The sequence below is a fragment of the Streptomyces sp. NPDC050842 genome, from assembly GCF_044456565.1.
GTDB lineage: Bacteria > Actinomycetota > Actinomycetes > Streptomycetales > Streptomycetaceae > Streptomyces.
The window spans coordinates 220,635-243,255 of the sequence record NZ_JBITGA010000006.1 but is presented as its reverse complement, the minus strand read 5'-3'; the positions used below and the strand labels follow the sequence as shown (position 1 = coordinate 243,255).

At 73.0% G+C, this 22,621-nt stretch carries 18 protein-coding genes; 13 read left to right on the top strand and 5 right to left on the bottom strand.

The annotated features are described in order from the left end of the window. Positions 1-65: 65 nt before the first annotated feature. From ACIBG6_RS21870 to ACIBG6_RS21860, 3 genes are read left to right on the top strand one after another with little or no spacing between them, the layout of a single operon-like run. A complete protein-coding gene (locus tag ACIBG6_RS21870; RefSeq protein ID WP_399224208.1) occupies positions 66-926 on the top strand; it encodes a hypothetical protein in 861 nt (286 codons plus the stop codon). Then, positions 923-3,292, top strand: a complete 2,370-nt coding sequence (locus ACIBG6_RS21865) for a bifunctional serine/threonine-protein kinase/ABC transporter substrate-binding protein (protein ID WP_399224207.1) — start codon at positions 923-925, stop codon at positions 3,290-3,292. Before ACIBG6_RS21870 ends, ACIBG6_RS21865 begins: the two co-directional genes overlap by 4 nt. Positions 3,293-3,298: 6 nt before the next feature. Beyond that, positions 3,299-5,527 carry a bifunctional serine/threonine-protein kinase/ABC transporter substrate-binding protein gene (locus tag ACIBG6_RS21860; protein WP_399224206.1) on the top strand — a complete coding sequence of 743 codons (2,229 nt, stop codon included), beginning with the start codon at positions 3,299-3,301 and terminating at the stop codon, positions 5,525-5,527. Positions 5,528-5,588: 61 nt separating this feature from the next. Here the strand turns inward: ACIBG6_RS21860 and ACIBG6_RS21855 are convergent, their stop codons facing one another. The 5 genes from ACIBG6_RS21855 to ACIBG6_RS21835 form a co-directional block, all read right to left on the bottom strand. Continuing rightward, positions 5,589-6,650, bottom strand: coding sequence for a 2-oxoacid:ferredoxin oxidoreductase subunit beta (locus tag ACIBG6_RS21855; protein ID WP_399224205.1), 1,062 nt, complete (start codon positions 6,648-6,650; stop codon positions 5,589-5,591). Further along, positions 6,643-8,580: a 2-oxoacid:acceptor oxidoreductase subunit alpha gene (locus tag ACIBG6_RS21850; RefSeq protein WP_399224204.1), complete on the bottom strand. Its 1,938-nt coding sequence runs from the start codon at positions 8,578-8,580 to the stop codon at positions 6,643-6,645. Before ACIBG6_RS21850 ends, ACIBG6_RS21855 begins: the two co-directional genes overlap by 8 nt. A 358-nt stretch (positions 8,581-8,938) precedes the next feature. Further along, on the bottom strand, positions 8,939-9,598 hold the full coding sequence (locus tag ACIBG6_RS21845) for a response regulator transcription factor (protein ID WP_312846813.1): 660 nt from the start codon (positions 9,596-9,598) through the stop codon (positions 8,939-8,941). A gap of 132 nt (positions 9,599-9,730) precedes the next feature. Next, a complete protein-coding gene (locus ACIBG6_RS21840; RefSeq protein ID WP_399224203.1) occupies positions 9,731-11,017 on the bottom strand; it encodes a sensor histidine kinase in 1,287 nt (428 codons plus the stop codon). A 140-nt stretch (positions 11,018-11,157) separates the two neighbouring features. Further along, positions 11,158-12,342 (bottom strand): sensor histidine kinase, encoded by a 1,185-nt coding sequence (locus tag ACIBG6_RS21835; RefSeq protein WP_399224202.1) that lies wholly within the window; start codon positions 12,340-12,342, stop codon positions 11,158-11,160. Between the two features lie 183 nt (positions 12,343-12,525). On the opposite strand from ACIBG6_RS21835, the gene ACIBG6_RS21830 reads away from it, so the two are divergent. Genes ACIBG6_RS21830 through ACIBG6_RS21785 form a run of 10 tightly spaced genes read left to right on the top strand, consistent with a single transcriptional unit; the run spans position 12,526 to position 22,600 of the window. Further along, on the top strand, positions 12,526-12,927 hold the full coding sequence (locus ACIBG6_RS21830; RefSeq protein ID WP_351213280.1) for an NADH-quinone oxidoreductase subunit A: 402 nt from the start codon (positions 12,526-12,528) through the stop codon (positions 12,925-12,927). Next, positions 12,918-13,481: an NADH-quinone oxidoreductase subunit B family protein gene (locus ACIBG6_RS21825; RefSeq protein WP_329621758.1), complete on the top strand. Its 564-nt coding sequence runs from the start codon at positions 12,918-12,920 to the stop codon at positions 13,479-13,481. The genes ACIBG6_RS21830 and ACIBG6_RS21825 overlap by 10 nt, the downstream gene beginning before the upstream one ends. After that, the gene (locus ACIBG6_RS21820; RefSeq protein WP_399224201.1) at positions 13,478-14,998 is read left to right on the top strand and encodes an NADH-quinone oxidoreductase subunit C; all 1,521 of its coding nucleotides are present in this window, start codon (positions 13,478-13,480) and stop codon (positions 14,996-14,998) included. Before ACIBG6_RS21825 ends, ACIBG6_RS21820 begins: the two co-directional genes overlap by 4 nt. Next, positions 14,995-15,963 (top strand): NADH-quinone oxidoreductase subunit H, encoded by a 969-nt coding sequence (locus ACIBG6_RS21815; RefSeq protein ID WP_399224200.1) that lies wholly within the window; start codon positions 14,995-14,997, stop codon positions 15,961-15,963. Before ACIBG6_RS21820 ends, ACIBG6_RS21815 begins: the two co-directional genes overlap by 4 nt. Next, on the top strand, positions 15,963-16,559 hold the full coding sequence (locus ACIBG6_RS21810; protein WP_399224199.1) for a NuoI/complex I 23 kDa subunit family protein: 597 nt from the start codon (positions 15,963-15,965) through the stop codon (positions 16,557-16,559). The genes ACIBG6_RS21815 and ACIBG6_RS21810 overlap by 1 nt, the downstream gene beginning before the upstream one ends. Further along, positions 16,559-17,131: an NADH-quinone oxidoreductase subunit J gene (locus tag ACIBG6_RS21805; RefSeq protein WP_399224519.1), complete on the top strand. Its 573-nt coding sequence runs from the start codon at positions 16,559-16,561 to the stop codon at positions 17,129-17,131. Before ACIBG6_RS21810 ends, ACIBG6_RS21805 begins: the two co-directional genes overlap by 1 nt. Then, complete coding sequence (gene nuoK, locus ACIBG6_RS21800; protein WP_399224198.1) at positions 17,131-17,520, top strand: NADH-quinone oxidoreductase subunit NuoK; 390 nt, start codon at positions 17,131-17,133, stop codon at positions 17,518-17,520. The genes ACIBG6_RS21805 and nuoK overlap by 1 nt, the downstream gene beginning before the upstream one ends. Continuing rightward, entirely contained in the window at positions 17,517-19,496 is a 1,980-nt protein-coding gene (locus ACIBG6_RS21795) for an NADH-quinone oxidoreductase subunit L (protein ID WP_399224197.1), read from the top strand. Before nuoK ends, ACIBG6_RS21795 begins: the two co-directional genes overlap by 4 nt. A 27-nt stretch (positions 19,497-19,523) precedes the next feature. Further along, a complete protein-coding gene (locus ACIBG6_RS21790; protein ID WP_399224518.1) occupies positions 19,524-21,077 on the top strand; it encodes a NuoM family protein in 1,554 nt (517 codons plus the stop codon). Next, on the top strand, positions 21,074-22,600 hold the full coding sequence (locus ACIBG6_RS21785; RefSeq protein ID WP_399224196.1) for an NADH-quinone oxidoreductase subunit N: 1,527 nt from the start codon (positions 21,074-21,076) through the stop codon (positions 22,598-22,600). The genes ACIBG6_RS21790 and ACIBG6_RS21785 overlap by 4 nt, the downstream gene beginning before the upstream one ends. Positions 22,601-22,621: the final 21 nt, after the last annotated feature.

The following is a 22,621-nucleotide window of genomic DNA, read 5'->3' as shown; positions in this document are numbered from 1 at the left end:
GACCTTCCAGGCCGTACGATCTGCTCACGTTCGTGGGGGAAACCGTGAGGGACCGTGGGGGACTTGTGGCGTACGGGGACCAAAGACTGCTGCGCGCCTGCTGTGGCTTACTGCTGGGCGGGCTGATCGCCACCGGCTGCACGGGCGGCGGTGACGACGGGAAGAAACCCGACGGCAAGGGGAGTACGCGCACGTCGGCGGCCCCGACCAGCGCCGCCCCCACCACGGCCGCTCCGACGACGGCCGCCCCGGCGCCCACCGCGCTCGACTTCGTCCCGGACCCGAAGCGCGCGCCGAAGACCGAGGCGGACGCCCGGCGGATCGCGCTCGCCGTCGTCGGCGGGCCCGACGCCTGGGGCCCGGACTACGTGAAGCGCACTCCGCACCTCAGCGACCCGGACTACTGGCCCGTCCTCGGCGCCGACTGCTCCTGGGAGACGGGCACCCGGCCCTCCACCGTCCTCTCCAGCGTCACCGCCTACAGCGAGATCCCCGCCGACGGCGCCCTCGGGACCCTCCGGGTCGCCGCGACGGTCACCGTGCACCGCACCGAGGCCGACGCCGACTGGGAGATGGCCGGGACCCTGGAGGAGGCACTCCGCTGCCCCGACCAGAAGCTGCGCGACGGCGAACGCATCTCGGGCCTCATCTCCCTCGGCAACCCCTTCGGGGTCGGCGGCAACTACACCGCCGACGACTCCCTCGGAGAGCGCGGGATCTACCTCGACGACGCGGTCAAGGGCAAGCAGTTCTACGGCTGGTACCAGTCGCGGATCGGCCAGGTCACCGTCGCCACCGTCGTCAAGGGCGCGCCCGGCTACAGCGAGCAGGACACCGCCACGACGGTCGGCACCGTCCCCGCCCAGGTCCAGGCCCTCGTCACGATGCTCGAACGCGCCCAGGACGAGCTGGAGGTCCAGTCATGAGCCCCACGACCCCCCAGCCGCAGCCCGAGCCGCAGCCCGAGCCGCAGCCCGAGCCCGCATCCCAGCCCGAGTCCCGGCCAGGGGCCGAGGCGCAGCCCCAGCCCGAGTCCCGGCCCGGTCCCGTCGGCGGTTCGACCCGTCGAGTGCCCGAGCCCGGTGCCCTCCAGTCGCTCCTGCCCTCCGACCCGTCAGCGATCGCCGCCTACCGCCTCCTGGGCCGCCTCGGCGCGGGCGGCATGGGCGTCGTCTACCTGGGCCGTACGGCGAACGGCGAGCTCGCCGCAGTCAAGGTCACCCACGCCGACCAGGCCGACCAGCCCGACTTCCGGGCCCGCTTCCGCCGCGAGGTCGAGGCCGCCCGCCGGGTCTCCAGCCCTTGGGCCGTGCCCGTCACCGGCGCCGACCCGGACGCCCCCGAACCATGGATGGCGACCGCCTTCGTCGCCGGCCCGTCCCTCGGCGAGGCCGTCACCGCGCACGGCGCGCTGCCCGAGCGGAGCGTCCGCCTCCTCGGCTGGGCCGTCGCCCGCGCCCTCGCCGCCGTGCACGCGGCCGGGCTCGTCCACCGGGACGTCAAGCCCGGGAACGTCCTCCTCGCCGTGGACGGCCCCCGCCTCATCGACTTCGGCATCGCCCGCGCCACCGGAGAGACCGCGCTCACCGCCACCGACATGGTCGTCGGCACCCCCGGCTTCCTCGCCCCCGAGCAGGCCGAGGCCCGTACCGACGCCATCGGTCCCGCCGCCGACGTCTTCGCCCTCGGCTGTCTCCTCGCGTACGCGGCGACCGGCCGCCCGCCCTTCGGCACCGGCGCCGTCGACGCCCTGATGTACCGGACCGTCCACGACGAACCCGACCTCACCGGCGTACCCGAGGGGCTGCTCGACCTCGTCCGGGCCTGCCTCGCCAAGGATCCGGCCGCCCGGCCCGCCGCCGCGGAGATCGGCGTCCGGCTCACCGAGGACACCCCGGGCGACGGCGCCGACTGGCTGCCCGCCCCCGTCGTCCGGACCATCGCCGAGCGCTCCGCCCGGATGCTCGCCCTCCCCGAGATCGACGTCACCGCGGCCGGCACGGGACCGGCGGAGGAGCCGAAGCGCAGCCGGCGGGGCTTCCTGCTCCTCGCGTCCGGCGCCGCCGTCCTCGCCGCGGCCGGCGGCTCCGTCGCCGCCTGGTCGGCCCTGACGGGCGACGACGGCGACGGCGACGACAGGAAGAACGACGGCAAGAAGCCCGTCCCGCCGCGCACCACCTGGAAGATCGGCGTCCTCGCCGACCTCTCCGGTCCCGCCAAGGAGATCGGCCTGGCCCAGGAGCGGGGCGCGCGCCTCGCCGTCGAGCAGTTCAACGCCCGCAAGGACAAGCCGTACACGCTCGAACTCGCGGTCTCCGACGACCGGGGAGATCCGGCCAAGGCCCTGGAAGCGGCCCGCAGGCTCACCACCGACCCCGGCGTGCTCGCCGTGCTCGGCGCCACCTCCGACGACACCGCCCAGGTCGCCCTGCCCGCCTTCGAGGAGGCCGGTCTTCCCCTGCTCACCGTCTCGGCCGGCTACAACCTGCTCACGGTCCGGGACACGGAGAGCACGCCGAACGCCACGGTGCTGCGGGCGATCCCCCACCACGTCTACGCCGGGATGCACCTCGCCTACGCCGTCACGCTCCTGTCCGCCATCCGCAGGCCCGGAGTCCTCCAGGAACGCACCGACGACCAGTACAGCTGGCAGATCGTCCGGGGCGTCCAGTTCGGCTTCGGGCAGGCGGGCCTCGACCCCCGGTTCCGCGTGGTCCCGGCCCGTGCGCGCGACTACCGCGCGATCCTCGGCGAGATGATCGACGCCGGCATGGACGCGTACGTCCACTGCGGCGTCCGGAGCACCGCCGTCCTCGCCGCCCGCGCCCTCGGCGAACTCGGCTTCACCGGGCCGCGGTTCGCCGGGCAGCGGGCCTTCGGGCCGGCGTTCCTGAAGGAGGCCGGAGCCGGAGCCGAGGGCTGGTTCTTCGGCGCCCCCGTCCTCGACTCCGTCTCCCGCAAGGAGGCCGCCGGTTTCGTCGCGGCCCACCGCAAGCGGTTCGGCGCGGCCCCCGCGTACTACGCGGGGGAGTCGTACGACGTCGTCACGATGACCCTGGAAGAGCTCGCGCGGCGTGCCGAGGCGGGCGGGAGCCCGGCCCGCAAGGGTCTCTGGGCGGCGCTGCGGAAGCAGAAGTACACGGGTGTCATGGGTGGTTACACCTTCGACGAGAACGGCGACCTCAACGGAGGGACCTTCGTGCACGCGGTGCAGAACGGCGCCTTCAAGCTGATCGGCGCCGCACCCCTCGTCCCCGCGAACAAGGCGAACAAAGCGAAGCAGAAGGCCTGACCGACCGTGCAGCCCCTCCGCAAGGCCGACCCGTCGTCGATCGCGGGCTACCGGCTGCTCGGCCGCCTCGGCGCGGGCGGCATGGGCGTCGTCTACCTCGCCCGCTCCGGCGGCGGGGCGCTCGCCGCGCTCAAGCTCATCCGGTCCGAGCACGCCGCCGACCCCGGCTTCCGGGAGCGGTTCCGCCGCGAGGCCCGCGCCGCCGAGCGCATCACGGGGCGGTGGGTCGTCCGCGTCCTTGGCGCGGACCCGGAGGCCCGGGAGCCGTGGCTGGCGACCGAGTACGTGCCGGGGCCGTCGCTCGCCGAGGCCGTCGGCCTGCACGGCGCCCTGCCCGAGCCGGCCGTCCGCGCCCTGGGCGCCCGGCTCGCGGCCGCGCTCGCCGACATGCACGAGGCGGGGCTCGTCCACCGGGACGTCAAGCCGGGCAACGTCCTCCTCGCCCTCGACGGGCCGCGGCTCATCGACTTCGGCATCGCCCGCTCCGCCGGCGCGACCGCGCTGACCGCCACGGACGCGATGATCGGCACCCCCGGCTTCCTCGCCCCCGAGCAGGCCCGCGCCGCCGGGGCGGGCGAGGTCGGCCCGGCCAGCGACGTCTTCTCGCTCGGCTGCGTCCTCGCGTACGCGCTGACGGGGGAGCGGCCCTTCGGTACGGGCGGGGTGGCGGCCGTCGTCTACCGCACCGTCCACGAGGAACCCGTCCTCGACGACGTACCGGACACGCTCCTGCCCCTGGTCGGCGCCTGTCTGGCGAAGGATCCGGCGGACCGGCCCACGGCTGCCGAGGTGCGGGCGGCGCTGGGGGAGGCCGAGGGCGCGGCGGGCGACTGGCTGCCGCCCGGCCTGCCCGCGCTGATCGCCCAGCGTTCCTCGCGGGTCCTCGACCTGCCGGTCGCCGAACCGACGATGCTGGTGAACTCCGAGCCCCCGAAGGGTGTTTCGCGACGCAGGCTGCTGATGGGCGGCTCGGCGGCGGCCGTCGCGGGTGCGGGCGGCCTGACCGCCTGGCTCCTGAGCCGCACACCGGCGGGCACGGGGACGGGCACGATCGCGGGGACGAGTACGGGCGGGGGAGCGGGAGGCACAGGGGCTCCGCTCGCCGCGTACACGCTCGGTCTGCTCACCGACCTCAGCGGCCCGTCCAAGACCGACGGCCGGGCCCAGGAGCGCGGGGCCCGGGTGGCCGTGGAGACCTTCAACGCCCGCCGGGACCGCCCCTTCGACCTGGTGCTCCGGATCGTGGACGACGGCGGGGACGCCCAGCGCGCCGAGGCCGGTGCCCGCGCGCTCCTCAAGGACGAGAGGCTGGTCGGCGTCCTCGGCCCGGCGACCGCCCCGACCGCCCTCGCCGCGGGAGGCGAACTGGTCGACCGGTCCGTCTCGTTGGTGAGCGTCCTCGCCTCGATCCCGACCGGCGCGACGGTGAAGGGCCAGACCCTCAGGCAGACCTACTTCGAGTCGCGTCCGTCCCCCGACGTGATGATCGTGCCCTTCGGGCGCTACCTCACCGAGCGCAAGGTCGTCAGGACCGCCGTCGTGGAGGACCGCGCCGCGGGCCGGTACAGCTGGTTCGCCGTCAAGAGCATGAAGGCGACCCCGCCGTCGATGGAGCGGGGCGGGGTGGTGACCTCGCACCCCGTCGAGGCGGACAGCGAGGACTTCGCGGCCGTCGTGCGGGCCGCCCTCGCGACCGACCCGCAGGGCGTGCTGTACGCGGGAGACTCGCCGCGCCGGGCCGCGCTGTGTGCCAGGGCCCTGCGCGACCAGGGGTACGAGGGCGCCTGCGGCAGCGTGGAGTACGTGCTCCAGCCGGAGTTCCTCACCCTCGCGGGTCCGGCGGCCGAGGGCTGGTACTTCGGCACGGGCTACGTCGACCCCGACGGGATCCCGGCGGCGAAGGCGTTCGCCGCCGCGTACCGGAAGCGCTGGGCACTCCTCGGGACGACGCCCGTCGACCGGTACGCCACGGAGGCGTACGACGCTGTCAACTGGGTCACGGAGGCGCTGCGCACGGCGGTCGGGGACGGCGCCGAGTCGAAGGCCTCCGCCGTCGCGCACACGCTGGTGCGGGACGTCTACGAGGGACTGGCCAAGCTCTACGCCGCCAAGAAGAGCAGCGACAAGACCACGGCCCTCCTGGGCCTCTTCCTGTGGCAGGTGAAGGACGGGGAGCCCGTCTTCCTCGGGAAGTTCGACGAGGCGGCGCAGAAGGCGGCGCGGAACGGGACGTGAGAAGGGGCCCGGTCCGTACGGGCGTACGGACCGGGCCCCTCCTCCTCGTGCGGCTCGGGTGCTACCCCGCCACCGTCCACGTGTCGCTGCCGGCGAGGAGCCTGCCCAGGTCGCCCTTGCCCTGCTGCTCCACGGCCGACTCCAGCTGCTCCGCCATCAGCGTGTCGTAGACCGGGCGGTCCACCGACCGGAACACTCCGATGGGCGTCTGGTGGAGGGTGTCCGGGTCCGCGAGCCGCGAGAGCGCGAAGGCGGTGGTGGGGGTGGCCGCGTGGGCGTCGTGGACGAGGATCCGCGACTCGTTCTCCGGGGTGACCGTGACGACCTGGAGGTCGCCGGTCGCCTGGTCGCGGACGACGCCCTTGTCGAGCTCGGCGCCGAAGCGGATCGGCTGCCCGTGCTCCAGCCGGATGACGGCCTCCTTGGCCTGGTCCTTGTCCTTGAGGACCTCGAAGGCGCCGTCGTTGAAGATGTTGCAGTTCTGGTAGATCTCGACCAGCGCCGTGCCGTTGTGGTCGGCGGCCTGGCGGAGCACCGAGGTGAGGTGCTTGCGGTCGGAGTCGACCGTACGGGCCACGAAGGAGGCCTCCGCGCCGAGCGCGAGCGACACCGGGTTGAAGGGCGCGTCGAGCGAGCCCATCGGCGTCGACTTGGTGATCTTGCCGACCTCGGAGGTGGGCGAGTACTGGCCCTTGGTCAGCCCGTAGATCCGGTTGTTGAAGAGCAGGATCTTCAGGTTGACGTTGCGGCGGAGGGCGTGGATGAGGTGGTTGCCGCCGATGGAGAGCGCGTCGCCGTCGCCCGTGACGACCCAGACGGACAGGTCGCGGCGGGAGGTGGCGAGGCCGGTGGCGATCGCCGGGGCGCGGCCGTGGATGGAGTGCATCCCGTACGTGTTCATGTAGTACGGGAAGCGGGAGGAGCAGCCGATGCCGGAGACGAAGACGATGTTCTCCTTCGCCAGGCCGAGTTCGGGCATGAAGCCCTGGACGGCGGCGAGGACGGCGTAGTCACCGCAGCCGGGGCACCACCTGACCTCCTGGTCGGACTTGAAGTCCTTCATCGTCTGGACGGCCTCGGCCTTGGGGACCAGGTTGAGCAGGAGCTCCGTGGGCTCAGGCATCGATGGCCTCCTTGAGAACGGCGGCCAGCTGCTCGGCCTTGAACGGCATGCCGTTGACCTGGGTGTGGCTGCGGGCGTCGACGAGGTACTTCGCCCGGACGAGGGTGGCGAGCTGGCCGAGGTTCATCTCGGGGACGACGACCTTCTCGTACCGCTTCAGCACCTCCCCGAGGTTCTTCGGGAAGGGGTTGAGGTGGCGCAGGTGGGCCTGGGCGATGGGCTTGCCCGCGACCCGGAGGCGGCGGACGGCGGCGGTGATCGGCCCGTAGGTGGATCCCCAGCCGAGGACGAGGGTGGTCGCGCCGTCCGGGTCGTCGACCTCGATGTCGGGGACGTCGATGCCGTCGATCTTGGCCTGGCGGGTGCGGACCATGAACTCGTGGTTGGCGGGGTCGTACGAGATGTTGCCGGTGCCGTCCTGCTTCTCGATGCCGCCGATGCGGTGTTCGAGGCCGGGGGTGCCGGGCACGGCCCAGGGGCGGGCCAGGGTCTCGGGGTCGCGCTTGTACGGCCAGAAGACCTCGGTGTCGTCGTCGAGCGTGTGGTTCGGCCCGGTCGCGAACTGTGTCCGCAGGTCGGGGAGCTCGTCGACGTCCGGGACGCGCCAGGGCTCGGAGCCGTTGGCGAGGTAGCCGTCGGAGAGCAGGAAGACGGGCGTGCGGTACGTGAGGGCGATCCGGGCCGCCTCGATCGCCGCGTCGAAGCAGTCGGCGGGCGTCTTCGGGGCCACGACCGGCACCGGGGCCTCGCCGTTGCGGCCGTACATGGCCTGGAGGAGGTCGGCCTGCTCGGTCTTGGTGGGCAGACCGGTGGACGGGCCGCCGCGCTGGATGTCGACGATCAGCAGCGGCAGCTCCAGGGAGACCGCGAGGCCGATCGTCTCCGACTTGAGGGCCACACCGGGGCCGGACGTCGTCGTCACGCCGAGCGCGCCGCCGAAGGCCGCGCCGAGCGCCGCGCCGATGCCCGCGATCTCGTCCTCGGCCTGGAAGGTGCGGACGCCGAAGTTCTTGTGCTTGGACAGCTCGTGGAGGATGTCCGAGGCCGGGGTGATCGGGTACGAGCCGAGGTAGAGCGGCAGGTCCGCCTGGCGGGAGGCGGCGACCAGGCCGTACGAGAGGGCCAGGTTCCCGGAGATGTTCCGGTAGGTGCCGGTGGGGAAGGCCCGGGTCGCCGGGGCGACCTCGTAGGAGACGGCGAAGTCCTCGGTGGTCTCGCCGAAGTTCCAGCCGGCCCGGAAGGCGGCCACGTTGGCCTCGGCGATCTGCGGCTTCTTCGCGAACTTCTGGCGCAGGAAGGTCTCGGTGCCCTCGGTCGGCCGGTGGTACATCCAGGAGAGCAGCCCGAGCGCGAACATGTTCTTGCTCCGCTCGGCCTCCTTCCGGGACAGGCCGAACTCCTTGAGGGCCTCGATGGTCAGCGTGGTCAGCGGCACCGGGTGGACCCGGTAGCCGTCCAGCGACCCGTCCTCCAGGGGCGAGGCCGCGTAGCCGACCTTGGCCATGGCGCGCTTGGCGAACTCGTCGGTGTTGACGATGATCTCGCCGCCGCGCGGCACGTCGCCGATGTTGGCCTTGAGCGCGGCCGGGTTCATCGCGACCAGCACGTTCGGGGCGTCGCCCGGGGTCAGGATGTCGTGGTCGGCGAAGTGCAGCTGGAAGGACGAGACGCCCGGCAGCGTTCCGGCGGGTGCGCGGATCTCGGCCGGGAAGTTCGGCAGCGTGGAGAGGTCGTTCCCGAAGGACGCCGTCTCCGAGGTGAAGCGGTCACCCGTGAGCTGCATGCCGTCACCGGAGTCGCCCGCGAAGCGGATGATCACCCGGTCGAGCCGGCGCACTTCCTTCTCGGTGCCGTGGTGGGCTGTCGCCGGGGCGCTGCGCTGCTCCCCGAGCAGGGCCTCACCGGCCTCGCTACTGACCTGGCTGGTCACTGAACTGGACCTCCCTCGTGGCAAGGGGACTCTCCGCCGGAGGCGGGAGAAGGCTCGGGAGTCGCCGGCTGATCACCGGTCGTCCCGTGGCCCACCCTACGACGGTATGGGGGGCCCTCCCGGGACTTCTCGCATGCCGGACCTCTTTGTGAGACGCCCTCTTGCCCTGAATTGTCACGTTCTGTCGCCACCCGGATTGTTCCGGAAGGTCGCGTTACGCCTCATCCATTGGATCTAGGACCCTCCGGTTGTCGGACGGTCGGCAGCCTCCCCGATGTCGCTCCGGCCTCGCTCCAGTCGCACTCGGCCGCACTCGGTCACGCGCGGCCGCGCTGGATTCTGACAGGGTGTCAGATTTTCAGGACTTCAGATACGTCAACACCGCCAGTACCCGCCGATGATCACCGTCACTCGGGGAAAGGCCCAGCTTCAGGAAGATATTGCTGATGTGCTTCTCCACCGCGCCGTCGCTCACCACGAGCTGCCGCGCGATCGCCGAGTTCGTCCGCCCCTCCGCCATAAGGCCCAGGACCTCCCGCTCGCGCGGGGTCAGGTTCGCCAGCACGTCCTGCTGACGGGACCGGCCCAGCAGCTGCTGCACGACCTCGGGATCCAGGGCCGTACCGCCCCCGGCGACCCGGACGACCGCGTCCACGAACTCGCGGACCTCCGCGACCCGGTCCTTCAGCAGATAACCCACACCCCGGCTCGACCCGGCCAGAAGTTCGGTGGCGTACTGCTCCTCCACGTACTGCGACAGGACCAGGACACCCAGACCCGGGTACTCCTTGCGCAGCCGCACCGCCGCCCGTACGCCCTCGTCCGTGTGCGTCGGCGGCATCCGTACGTCCGCGACCACCACGTCCGGCAGCGCGCCCTCGTCCGCGAGCCCGGCGACCAGCTTCACCAGCGCCTCGCCGTCACCCACCCCGGCGACGACGTCGTGCCCCCGGTCGGTCAGCAGCCGGGTCAGCCCCTCACGGAGCAGCACCGAATCCTCCGCGATGACCACGCGCACCCGGTCCGTCACCTCTTGTACTCCCACGTCCCGCAGCCCCCTGTCCTGAAGGTCAATAAGGCCTCCAGCATCGCAGGAAGCGGCCCGCCCCGGGGGAGGACCCCGAGGCGGGCCGAGACGGACGGAGCAGGGCTACGCACGCCAGGGCAGCTCGACGGTCACCGTCGTCGGACCGCCCGCGGGCGAGTCCGTCGCCAGGACGCCGTCCACCGCCCCGACCCGCTCGGAGAGCCCCGCCAGACTCCGGCCCGCCGCCGCCTCCGCGCCGCCGACACCGTCGTCCCGCACCTGGAGCATCAGCCGGTCGCCCGCCCGCCACACGTCCACCCAGGCGCGCCGGGCCCGAGAGTGCTCCGTGACGTTCCGCAGGAGCTCCGAGACCGCGAAGTACGCGATGCCCTCGATCGCCGCGACCGGCCGGGCCGGCAGGTCCACGTCCACCGACACCGGCACCGAGCACCGGGAGGCCACCGACGACAGCGCCGCGTCCAGGCCCCGGTCGGTCAGGACGGCCGGGTGGATGCCCCGGGCCAGGGCCCGCAGCTCCTGGAGGGCGACCTTCACCTCGCCGTGCGCCTCGTCGACCATCGTCGCCGCGGCCTTCGGGTCCTCCGCCAGCTTCTCCTTCGCGAGCCCCAGATCCATGGCGAGCGACGCGAGCCGGGCCTGCGGCCCGTCGTGCAGGTCCCGCTCGATGCGCCGCAGGTCGGCCGCGGCCGTGTCCACGACCACGCCCCGGTCCGACTCCAGCTCCGTCACCCGGGACGCCAGCCGCGACGGGCCGAGCAGCCCCGCGACGAGGAACCGGTCGACGGCGACGATCCCGCGCAGCACCCACGGCCCGATCAGGACGAACAGCAGGCCGATCAGGCTGGTCACGGCGACCTCGAAGCCGTTGTCGAGGTACATCTGGTGAGTGGCGTCCCCGTACAGCTGGATGCCGTCCTGCCCGATCCACGCGGGGAAGACCCACTGCCACAGCGGATAGGTGAAGAGGCTCCAGCCCCAGGCCCACAGCGCCACCGACACCGAGAAGCCGAAGACCGCCCACGGCATGTGCAGCAGCGCGTACAGCAGGTGGCGCCACGACGCCCCGCTCTTCAGCATCGCGCCCATCCAGGAGAACGCCCCGCCGGTCTTGCCGCGCACCGGCTCCGGCGCCCTCACGTCGAGGTCGAGCAGCGCCCGCGCCCGGGCCCGCTCGACCGTGCCGAAGCCCCGGCACATCGCGAGCGCCCCGGCCAGGATCGGCACCCCGAGGAAGGTGATGAGCAGCCCGGCGCCGGCCGAGACGAAGGCGACGGAGAGCGCGAACCAGATGACGCTGAGTGGCAGCCCGATCAGCACGTATCCGAGCGCACGCCAGGTGCGGGCCTCGAACGGCGCGCGGATCGCGGCGGGGAGTCGGGTGGAGGCCATCGCGGTCGTCCTTCTCTGCTCAAAGGGGAGGGGGCGGTACGTGTTCCAGGGTTCCGTTTCGCCGCGCCCCGGACCATGAGGGGAGTGGGCGTCTCCGGCGGGGGGTTTTCCCTACCTGACCTGCCTGGCCCGCCTGACGCTTACGCGGAGGGCCGGGAGCGCCACGGCAGCTCCGCCGTGACCGTCGTCGGACCGCCCTCCGGGGAGTCGACGACGAGGAGGCCGTCCACCGCCCCGAGCCGCTCCGTCAGCCCCGCGAGCCCCGTCCCGCCGTCGAGCCGCGCCCCGCCGGCGCCGTCGTCGCGCACCTGGAGCATCAGCCGGTCCTCCGCCCGCCACACCTCCACGGACGCGGACCGGGCCCGCGCGTGCTTGGAGACGTTCTGGAGGAGCTCCGAGACCGTGAAGTACGCGATGCCCTCGATCGCCTCGGCCGGCCGCTCCGCCAGGTCCACGGACACCTTCACCGGCACCGTGCAGCGCGCGGACACCGAGGAGAGCGCGGCGCTGAGCCCCCGGTCCGTGAGGACGGCCGGGTGGATGCCCCGGGCCAGGTCCCGCAGCTCCTGGAGCGCGAGCTTCACCTCGCCGTGGGCCTCGTCGACCATCGCCGCGGCCCCCTCCGGGTCCTCCAGGAGCTTCTCCTTCGCGAGACCGAGCCCCATCGCGAGGGCGACGAGCCGGGCCTGCGCGCCGTCGTGCAGATCGCGCTCGATGCGCCGCAGGTCGGCCGCGGCCGTGTCCACGACCACGCCACGGTCCGACTCCAGCTCGGCGATCCGCCGCTCCAGCTCGTCGGAGGGCGAGAGCAGCCCGCGGACCATGCCCCGGTCGGCGTTCGCCAGACCGCGGGCGATGAAGGGCAGGACGGGCCAGAGGACCAGGAGCGAGACCAGGGCGACGGTGAACGTCACGATGCCCCAGGGCAGCCGGATCAGCCCGTACAGCTGGGTCCGCCAGGCCACCGGGTCCTTCAGCGAGGACCACAGCCAGGCGAAGAAGCCGCGGCGCGCCGGCATCCGGGACGGCTCCGCGACCCGTACCCCGAGCAGCGAGCGGGCCCGCGCCCGCTCCGACCGGCCGATCCAGCGCGCGCCGCCGAGCCCGAGGGCGAGCAGCGGCAGCCCGATCACCGTGACGGAGAGGCTCACGCCGAGCACGACGGTCACGACCGCGTAGACGAAACCGGCCAGGGTCGTGAAGAGGTTGGAGAGGAGGAAGGAGATCTCCTTCCAGGTTTCCTTCCCGTAGGCGGACCGCACGGGCGGACGAGGGGCATCGGCGGAACCGGGGGATTTACCGGGGGATTCATGATCGGCGCTCATGGTCCCCAGACTGCCGGTCGGGGAACGCGCGACGCCATGGGGGAGGTGGGTGAGCGCCGGTAGGGATATCCCCACCGGGGCCTACCGAGGAGTATCCGGGGACCGCTTACGGTCCCTTTAACAGGGCCTAGACTCGCGTGCGTACAGAAGTGACCCATGTGACACCGAGACCGAGGGGCGGACGTGCGGGAACCGACCGTTGTCGCGGCCGACGCGGCGGACTACTTCCAGACGTACTCCGTCGTCGGGCTGCTCGCCGTCGTCGGCGTGCTCTTCGTCGCCGTGGCGTTCGGCGCCGGGCGACTGCTCAGGCCCGTCGTGCCGACACCCGAGAAACTCCTCACCTACGAGTGCGGTGTCGACCCCGTGGGGGAGGGCTGGGCGCACACCCAGGTCCGCTACTACGTGTACGCCTTCCTCTACGTCATCTTCGCCGTCGACTCGATCTTCCTCTTCCCCTGGGCGACGGTCTTCGCGGCGCCCGGCTACGGCGCCACGACCCTGGTCGAGATGTTCGTCTTCCTCGGCTTCCTGGCCGTGGGGCTGCTCTACGCGTACAAGAAGGGCGTCCTGTCATGGACGTAACACCGCTGCCCGCTCCGAAGCTGGGGCCGCTCGCCCGCCTGGCGCCCGAGCCGATGAAGGTGGTCCTGAACTGGGGCCGCCGCTACAGCCTGTGGGTCTTCAACTTCGGCCTCGCCTGCTGCGCGATCGAGTTCATCGCCGCGTCGATGGCCCGGCACGACTTCATCCGGCTCGGCGTGATCCCGTTCGCGCCGGGACCGCGCCAGGCGGACCTGATGATCGTCTCCGGCACGGTGACGGACAAGATGGCCCCGGCCGTGAAGCGCCTGTACGAGCAGATGCCCGAGCCGAAGTACGTGATCTCCTTCGGCGCCTGCTCCAACTGCGGCGGCCCCTACTGGGACTCGTACTCCGTCACCAAGGGCGTCGACCAGATCATCCCGGTCGACGTGTACGTGCCGGGCTGCCCGCCCCGCCCCGAAGCGCTCCTCCAGGGCATCCTCAAGCTCCAGGAGAAGATCGCGCGCGAGAGCCTGGCGGAGCGGTACGCGACGACCGCGTCGGTCTCGGAACTGACGAGCCCGCTGACGCCCCCGCCGGGAGACAGGCCATGAGCACGTACGACTCCCTCCCCGACTCCGTGACGGAGATCTTCGGCGAGGAGGCGACGGCGGAGCGGGCGTACGACCTGCTGACGGTCGACGTCCCGCCGGCCGCCTGGATCACGGCCCTCACCACGGCCCGCGACGAGCTGGGCTGCACCTACTTCGACTGGCTGAGCGCGGTCGACGAGCCGGGCACGGGCTTCCGGATCTGCGCGCACGTGGTCGCCCTCAGCGCCGGCCACCCGCCGCGCCGCCTCCTCGTCCGTACGACGGTGCCGCACGCGGCCCCGGTCCTCCCGACGGCGATCGGGGTGTACGCGGGCGCGGGCTGGCACGAGCGCGAGACCCACGAGATGTTCGGCGTGGACTTCACGGGCCATCCCCACCTCGTCCCGCTCCTCCTCCCCGAGAACTTCGAGGGCCACCCCCTCCGCAAGGACTTCGTCCTCGCGGCCCGGGTCGCGAAGGCGTGGCCGGGCGCGAAGGAGCCGGGCGAGGCCCACGACGGCGGAGGCCCGAAGCGCCGCCAGATGCTCCCGCCCGGCGTGCCGGACCCCAACGAATGGGGCCCTCTCAAGGGCCAGCTCCCCCCGGCCCCGGCCCGCCCGGCCCGAGCGACGGCGGGCGACCGCCCGGCCCGCCGGACCCGCTCGGTCACGGAGGGCTCGGCGACCCAGCCGACCCCGGACCCGACGTCCGCACCGGAGGCAGCGGCCCGCCCCCCGCGCCGCTCCCGCTCGGTGACGGAGGGCTCGGCGAGCCAGGCGACTCCGGAAGCAGCCACCCCACCGGGGGCGGACGCGACGGCGGACGCCCAGGCCCCCGCAGCGCCTGCGGCGCGCCCGCCGCGCCGCGCCCGCACGACGGCCGACGGCTCGGCGAGCCAGGCGGCCCCGGACGCAGCCACCCCACCGGAGCCCGAGGCCCCGGCAGCGCCTGCGGCGGCCGACGGCCCGGCTCCGGCCGCGCCGACGGCGCGCCCGCCGCGCCGCGCGCGTACGGCGGCCGACGGCTCGGCGAGCCAGGCGGCCCCGGAGCAGGAGGCGACGGCGGACGGCCCGACCACGGCGACGCCTCGTACCCGCAGCTCGGATGCTCCCTGGCACCACGCCCGCCCGGCCTTCGACAAGGAGCCGCCCGAGCCCGAGGCGCCGGCCACCCCGGCGGCGGAGCCGACCGAGGCGGGCACACCGGCCGAGGCCGAGGCGCCGGCCGCCCCGGCGGCGGAGCCGACCGAGGCGGGCGCACCGGCCGAGGCCGAGGCGCCGGCCACCCCGGCCGAGGAAGCCGCCCCGGCTCCAGCCACCCCGGCCGAGGCCGCCGAAGGCGGGCCGCCGGCAGGGCGGAAGTCCGGCGCCCCGGCGACCCCGGCGGCGGAGCCGCCCGAGGCAGGCGCTCCGGCCGAGGCCGAGCCGTCGACCCAGGACCCGGCCCGGGCACCGGCCCCCGAGAGCGGGCCGCCCGCAGGGCGGGAAGAGTCCGCACCCACCGAACCCACCGACCCCGCCGGAGGCGACCCCGCGTGAACGACGCACTCGACGTCGCCGTCCGGCTCCTGATCGTCTTCGCCGTGTTCCTCGTCCTGCCCCTCGTCGTCGGGCAGACCGAGCACAAGGTCATGGCCCACATGCAGGGCCGCCTCGGCCCCATGTACGCCGGCGGCTTCCACGGCTGGGCCCAGCTCGTCGCCGACGGCGTGAAGTTCGCGCAGAAGGAGGACGTCGTCCCCAAGGACGCCGACCGCCGGATCTTCCAGCTCGCGCCGGCCGTCGCCCTCCTCCCGTACCTCCTCGTCCTCGTCGCGATCCCGATCGGGCCGAGCGAGGGGGCCGTCGGCCAGGTCGTCGACGCGGGCATCTTCTTCGTGCTGGCCGTGATGGGCGTCGGCGTGCTCGGCAGCCTCATGGCCGGCTGGGCGTCCGCCAACAAGTTCTCCCTGCTCGGCGGCCTCCGCACCGCCGCCCAGCTGCTCGCCTACGAGCTCCCGATGCTGCTCGCCGCCGCGTCCGTCGCGATGGCCGCCGGCACCGTCTCCCTCCCCGGCATCCTCAACGCCTTCGAGTGGTGGTGGCTGCCCTGGCAGATCGTCGGCGCGCTCGTCTTCTTCGTGGCCGGTCTCGCCGAACTCCAGCGGCCCCCGTTCGACATGCCCGTCGCCGACTCGGAGATCATCTTCGGCGCGTACACCGAGTACACCGGCCTCCGCTTCGCGCTCTTCCTGCTCGCCGAGTACGCGGGCATCGTCGTCCTCTGCGGTCTCACCACCGTCCTCTTCCTCGGCGGCTGGCACGGCCCCTTCGGCGCCGACGGCCTCGGCTGGGTCTGGACCCTCCTCAAGACCGCCGTCCTCGCCTTCGTCGTGATCTGGCTGCGGGTGACCTACCCGCGCCTGCGCGAGGACCAGCTCCAGAAGCTGGCCTGGACGACGCTCGTCCCGCTCGCCCTCGCGCAGATCGCGCTCACCGGCATCGTGAAGGTGGCGATCCAGTAATGCCCATCCCCGGCTCCGGCCTCGCCAAGGGCCTCGCCGTCACGCTCCGCACGATGACGAGGAAGACCGTCACCGCGCAGTACCCGGACGTCCAGCCCGAGCTGCCGCCCCGCACCCGCGGGGTCATCGGGCTGTTCGAGGAGAACTGCACGGTCTGCATGCTCTGCGCCCGCGAGTGCCCCGACTGGTGCATCTACATCGACTCCCACAAGGAGACGGTGCCGGCCGCCGCCCCCGGCGGCCGCGAGCGCAGCCGGAACGTCCTGGACCGCTTCGCCATCGACTTCTCGCTCTGCATGTACTGCGGTATTTGCATCGAGGTGTGCCCGTTCGACGCGCTCTTCTGGTCGCCCGAGTTCGAGTACGCGGAGACCGACATCCACGAGCTCACCCACGAGCGCGACAAGCTCCGCGAGTGGATGTGGACGGTCCCCGAGCCGCCCGCGCTCGACCCGAAGGCGGAGGAACCGAAGGAGATCGCCGCGGCCCGCAAGGCGGCCGAGAAGGCGGCGGAGAAGGCAGCGGCCGAGAAGGCGGCGGCCGAGAAGGCGGCAGCGGCAGCCGCCGAGGCCGAGGCCCAGGAGGAGCAGCAGTGATCCTGGCAGCACACCCGGCAGCACAAGCAGCGGCGGCCGCGGAGGCCCACGGCTTCCTCTCGCCCTCCGGCGTCGAGATCGCCTTCCTCCTCGTCGGTCTCGTCACCCTCGGCGCCGCCGTCGTCACCGTCACCACGCGGCAGCTCGTCCACGCCGCCCTCTGGCTGGTCATGGCGCTCGGCGGGCTCGCCGTCGAGTACCTGCTCCTGACCGCCGAGTTCATCGCCTGGGTCCAGGTCCTGATCTACGTCGGCTCCGTCGTCGTCCTCCTCCTCTTCGGCCTCATGCTCACCAAGGCCCCCATCGGCCGCTCCCCTGACGCCGACTCCGGCAATCGCCCGGTCGCCCTCGGCGTCGCGCTCGCCGCCGCCGTGGCGCTCGTCTGGGTCGTCGTCGACGCGTTCCGCACGACCTGGATCGACCTCGACGGCGCCGTCCAGGGCTCCACCGAGGTCACCGGCGCCACCCTCTTCAAGCACTGGGTGCTGCCCTTCGAGGCGCTCTCGGTGCTCCTCCTGGCCGCGCTGGTCGGCGCGATCGTCCTCTCCCGCAAGAAGGAGCAGGAGCGCTGATGCACCTCGCCTATCCCGCGGTCCTCGCCGCCCTCCTCTTCTGTGTCGGCGTGTACGGAGTCCTCGCCCGCCGCAACGCGATCCTGGTCCTGATGTCCGTCGAGCTCATGCTCAACGCCGTCAACCTCAACCTGGTCGCCTTCGACGTCTGGCTCCGCGACGCCCTGCACGCCGGGCAGGCCCTCACCCTCTTCACCATCGCCGTCGCCGCCGCGGAGATCGGCATCGGTCTCGCGATCGTCCTGATGGTCCACCGCAACCGCGGCACCGCGGACGTCGACCGACTCCGCGACACGGCGGAGCGGCCGGACGACACGGACGACACGCCCCACGCCGGGACACCGCACGACGACACGCCCCACGGCGAGAAGGCCGAGGCCACCGCGTGACCACCACGACCCTCGCCGTCCTCGTCCCCCTCCTGCCCTTCCTCGGCTCCGTCGCCGGATTCCTCCTCGGCCGCACCGCGCCCGGCTTCGTCCGCCCGCTCGCCGTGCTCCCCACGCTCGCCGCGGCCGTCCTCGCCGTCCTCGTAGCCGCCCGCCAGGGCGGCGACGAGGTGATCAGCGCGGCCACGGAGCTCACGCCCACAGGCTCCGTCCCGATCTACCTGAGCCTCTACATCGACGGCTTCGCCGCCCTCGTCGCCGTCCTCGTCGGGGTGATCGCGACCTGCGTGCAGATCTACTCGACGGGCTACCTCCGCGACGACCGCCGCTACCCGTCGTACGCCGCGCTCGTCTCCCTCTTCACCTCCGCGATGCTGCTCGTCGTCTACTCCGGCGACCTGATGGTGCTGCTGGTCGGCTGGGAGATCATGGGCATCTGCTCGTACTTCCTCGTCGGCCACTACTGGGAGACCCCCGAGGCGCGGGCCGCGTCCCTCAAGGCGTTCCTCGTCACCAAGCTCGGTGACGTGCCCTTCCTCATCGGTCTCTTCGCGCTCGCCGCCGACGCCGGCAGCTTCCGGATCACCGAGGTCCTCCGCACCGTCGAGAACGGCGGCCTCGACCACCCGACCCTGATCGCGCTGCTGCTGCTCGCGGGCGTGGCCGGCAAGTCCGCGCAGTTCCCGCTGCACACCTGGCTCCCGGACGCGATGGCCGGCCCCACCCCCGTCTCCGCGCTCATCCACGCGGCGACGATGGTCGCCGCCGGCATCTACTTCACGGCCCGGCTGCTCCCCGTCTTCGCGGAATCCGCCGCGGCCATGACCGTGCTCGCCGTGATGGCCGCGATCACGATGGTCGGCTCGGCACTGGCCGCGCTCGCCCAGGACGACATCAAGCGGGTCCTCGCCTACTCGACGATCGGCCAGCTCGGCTACATGGCGGGCGCCCTCGCCGTCGGCGACCGCGGCGCCGCCGTCTTCCACCTCCTCTCGCACGCCGCCTTCAAGGCGCTGCTCTTCCTCGCCGCCGGCGCCGTCATCCACGCCGCCGGGACGAACTCGCTCACCGCCATGTCCCGCATGAGCGGCCTCGCGAAGCGCATCCCCGACGCGTACTGGACGATGACCGTCGCCCTCCTCGCGCTCGCCGCGATCCCGCCCTTCGCCGGCTTCTTCTCCAAGGAAGCCGTCCTCGTGGCCGCCGAGCACACCGCGCTCGGGGACCGGACCGGCATCCCCGCAGGGGCCGGCTGGACCGTCCTCGTCGCCGGGCTGCTCACCGCCTTCCTCACCGCGGCCTACGCCCTCCGCCTGTGGCTGCGGACCTTCCGCGGCCGGGGAGCCGAGGTCCCCGACCACGGCCGCCAGCCGCTCGCCATGACGACCGTGCTGTGGGTCCTCGCGATCCCCTCCCTGGGCTTCGGACTGACCGTCACGTACCTCGACGACTGGTTCGGCGGTGACGCGCTCACCCCGACCGTCACCACGGCCGTCCTGGGCACGGGCCTCGCCGCCGCCGGAACCGTGATCACGTACGCGGTCTGGCGCACCCTCGCGGCCCGCACCCCGGTGACGGCATCCGTCCCGCACGTGGCCCACCCCGACGCCGACGCCGGCCTGGTCGAGGCCGAGGCGCTGCACCTGCCGCACCCCGCCGCGGACCCGGCCGACCCCGGCCGCGCCCTCCTCGGCCCGCTGCACGCCCCCGCCGCCGACGGCTTCCACCTGGACGCCGTCTACCGGGCCGCCTTCGTCCGCCCCGTCCTCGCCGCCGCCTCCCTGGTCCGCTTCCTGGACCGCGAGGTCGTCGACACGTACGTCAGTGCCGTGGGCGACTCCGCCAAGGGTCTCGGGTGGCTCGTCCGCCGCGCCCAGACCGGCAACGTCCAGACCTACCTGAGCGCCCTGCTCGCCGGCTCCGTCGTCCTGGTGATCGCCGCAGTCGCCCTCGCCAACGCCGTCGCCGGAGCGTGAGACGTGATCGATATCAGCGAATCCGTGATGCAGTTCCTTCTCGCGTTCACCGTCGTCGGCCCGCTCATCGGCGCGGCCGCCGCCCTCCTCCCGGCCCCGCCCGGGCTGAAGGGGAAGTCCCCGGACCAGGCCGTGCTCCGCCACGGCGTCACCGTCACCGGCGTCATCCTGCTGGCCGCGATCGTCCTCGCGCTCGGCTTCGACCACGACCAGCCGTCGAGGATGCAGGCCACGACGGACATCACGTGGATCCCCGCGCTCGACGTGCGCATCCACCTCGGCATCGACGGCATTTCCCTCCCCCTCCTGGTCCTGACCGCGCTGCTGACCTTCCTCTGCGCGCTCTACAGCTACTTCAAGATGCCGTCGGGCCCGTCCCCGAAGGCCTTCGTCGCGCTGCTGCTCGTCCTGGAGTCCGGCACCCTCGCCACCTTCGCCGTCCTCGACCTCGTCCTGTTCTTCCTGGCCTTCGAGATGGTCCTCATCCCGATGTACTTCCTCATCGCCCGCTGGGGCGGCGAGGGCAGGCAGGCCGCCGCCTGGAAGTTCATCCTCTTCACACTGCTCGGCTCCGTCGTCATGCTGCTCGGCCTGCTCCTCATCGGGCTGCAGGCGGGCACGTTCGACATGCTGGCACTCGCCACTGACAACGGCCGTGGACTGACCACGTCCGTGCAGGTCACCGCCGTTCTCGCGATCGGTCTCGGGCTGGCGGTGAAGACCCCGATGTGGCCGCTGCACAGCTGGCTCCCGGACGCCCACACCGCCGCCCCGACCGTCGGCTCCGTCCTCCTCGCCGGCGTCCTGCTCAAGATGGGCACGTACGGCTTCGTCCGGATCCTCCTGCCGATCACCCCCGACGGCATGCGGACCTTCGCGCCCTACCTCGCCGCGTTCGCCGTCGCCGGGATCATCTACGGATCCCTCGCCTGCCTCGCCCTCGTGCGCACCGGCGCCAAGGGCGACCTCAAGCGGCTCATCGCGTACAGCTCCGTCGGCCACATGGGCTTCGTCCTCCTCGGTATCGCCACCATGACCCCCACCGGGGTCAACGGCGCCCTCTTCGCCAACATCGCCCACGGCCTCGTCACCGGCCTCCTCTTCTTCCTGGTCGGCGCCCTCAAGGACCGGTACGGCACCGCCGACCTCGACACCCTCGCCGGCGCGACCGGAGCCGCCCTCTACGGCCGCGCCCCGCGCCTCGGCGCCCTCCTCGCCTTCGCCGCCGTCGCCTCCCTCGGACTCCCCGGCCTGGCCGGCTTCTGGGGCGAGATGCTGGCCCTCTTCGGCGCCTTCGACCCGGCCCCGGGCCTCAGCCGCCCCGCCTTCCTCACCTTCATGGCGATCGGCGCGTTCGGCACCCTCCTCACCGCCGCCTACCTCCTCCTCGTCGTCCGCCGCGTCTGCATGGGCGGCCCGCGGCCCGCGGGGGAGACGGCGATCGCCGACGTCCAGGGGTACGAGTTCGCCGCCTGGACCCCGCTCGTCGCCCTCACCGTCCTCGCCGGACTCTGGCCCGCCGTCCTCCTCGGCCTCACCGACCCGGCCGTCCAGCAGCTCCTCGCCGGAGGCACCCGATGACCCCAGTGACGACGCTCGCCGACGAGTCGCTCGTCCAGTCCGTCGACTGGCTGACGATCGCGCCCCCCACCCTCACGGCCGTGGTCGCCCTCGTCGTCCTCGTCGCCGACCTCTTCGTCCCCCCGGAGCACAAGCGGCTCCTCGGCTGGACCGCGATCGGCGGCCTCACCGCCGCCCTCGTCCTCCTCGTCCCCCTGCGGGCCGGCGACCGCTCCACCTTCTGCCTCACCGCCGAGGCCCAGGCCCAGGGGCACGCGGCCGCGTGCAGCTACACCGCCGACCAGTTCACCCTCGTCATCCAGCTGCTCGTCCTCGGCGGCGCGCTCCTCACCGCGCTCCTCTCCCTGGACGCGACCCGCGAGAAGCTCCCGGCCGGCGAGTTCTGGTTCCTGCTGCTGTCCTCCGCCGCCGGCGCGGCCCTGCTGCCCGCCTCCCGCGACCTCGCGACCCTCGTCGTCGCCCTCGAAGTGGCCTCGCTGCCCGCCTTCGCACTCGTCGGCCTCAAGCGCGGCGACCGAAAGTCCGGCGAGGCCGCCCTCAAGTTCTTCCTCTCCTCCGTCACCGCGACCGCCGTCACCCTCCTCGGCGTCAGCTTCGTGTACGCGGCGACCGGCACCCTCCACCTCACGGAGATCGCCCAGCGCCTCGACTCCGTCCCCGGGCAGCTGGAGACGCTCGCCGAGGCGGGCGTGGCCCTCACCCTCGTCGGCTTCGCCTTCAAGACGGCCGCCGTCCCCTTCCACTTCTGGGTCCCCGACACCTACGTCGGCGCCCCGCTGCCCGTCGCCGCCTACCTCTCGGTGGTCGGCAAGGCCGTCGGCTTCACCGGGCTCATCCTGGTGACGGTCGTCGCCTTCCCGTCGTACGCGGACGTCTGGGGCCCCGCGCTCGCCGTCCTCGCCGCGCTCACCATGACCGCCGGCAACGTCGCCGCCCTCCGGCAGGTCTCCACGCGCGCGTGGAGCGCGGTCCGGCTGCTCGCCTGGTCCTCCGTCGCCCAGGCCGGCTACCTCCTGGTGCCGATCGCCGCCGCCGCGTACGCCGACGACGACCAGATCGGCTCCACCGTCGCGTACGCCCTGATGTACGCCGTCGTGAACCTCGGTGCCTTCGCGGTCGTCGCCCTCGTCGCCCGTACGCACCCCGGGAACCGGATCGCGGACTACCGGGGCCTGTACGCGGCCAGCCCCGTCACCGCCCTCCTGCTCGGGTTCTTCCTCCTGAATCTGGCCGGTTTGCCCCCGGGTATCATCGGCCTCTTCGCCAAGGTGACCGTCTTCTCGTCGGCCGTCGACGCGGGTCTCGGCTGGCTGGCCGTGGTGATGGGTCTCAATGTCGTGATCGCGCTGTACTACTACCTGCGCTGGACGGCACTGCTCTTCCGCGCGCCGGTGGGGGCCCCCGTCCCCCACAAGGCCTCCGCGCCGGTCACCGTGGCGATCGCGCTGACCGCCGCCGCCGGAGTCGTGCTGTCGGGCTACCCGCAGTTCGCCCTTCGCTTCGCCGCGGACAGCCTTTTCTGACGCCCCACAAAGAAACACCGA

Bases quoted from the DNA above. Each gene is read 5' to 3' on its own strand.
- ACIBG6_RS21820 (WP_399224201.1), top strand. From the start codon at position 13,478: ATGAGCACGTACGACTCCCTCCCCGACTCCGTGACGGAGATCTTCGGC.
- ACIBG6_RS21810 (WP_399224199.1), top strand. From the start codon at position 15,963: ATGCCCATCCCCGGCTCCGGCCTCGCCAAGGGCCTCGCCGTCACGCTC.
- ACIBG6_RS21825 (WP_329621758.1), top strand. From the start codon at position 12,918: ATGGACGTAACACCGCTGCCCGCTCCGAAGCTGGGGCCGCTCGCCCGC.
- nuoK (WP_399224198.1), top strand. From the start codon at position 17,131: ATGCACCTCGCCTATCCCGCGGTCCTCGCCGCCCTCCTCTTCTGTGTC.
- ACIBG6_RS21785 (WP_399224196.1), top strand. From the start codon at position 21,074: ATGACCCCAGTGACGACGCTCGCCGACGAGTCGCTCGTCCAGTCCGTC.
- ACIBG6_RS21835 (WP_399224202.1), bottom strand. From the start codon at position 12,342: ATGAGCGCCGATCATGAATCCCCCGGTAAATCCCCCGGTTCCGCCGAT.
- ACIBG6_RS21790 (WP_399224518.1), top strand. From the start codon at position 19,524: ATGCAGTTCCTTCTCGCGTTCACCGTCGTCGGCCCGCTCATCGGCGCG.
- ACIBG6_RS21840 (WP_399224203.1), bottom strand. From the start codon at position 11,017: ATGGCCTCCACCCGACTCCCCGCCGCGATCCGCGCGCCGTTCGAGGCC.
- ACIBG6_RS21855 (WP_399224205.1), bottom strand. From the start codon at position 6,650: ATGCCTGAGCCCACGGAGCTCCTGCTCAACCTGGTCCCCAAGGCCGAG.
- ACIBG6_RS21865 (WP_399224207.1), top strand. From the start codon at position 923: ATGAGCCCCACGACCCCCCAGCCGCAGCCCGAGCCGCAGCCCGAGCCG.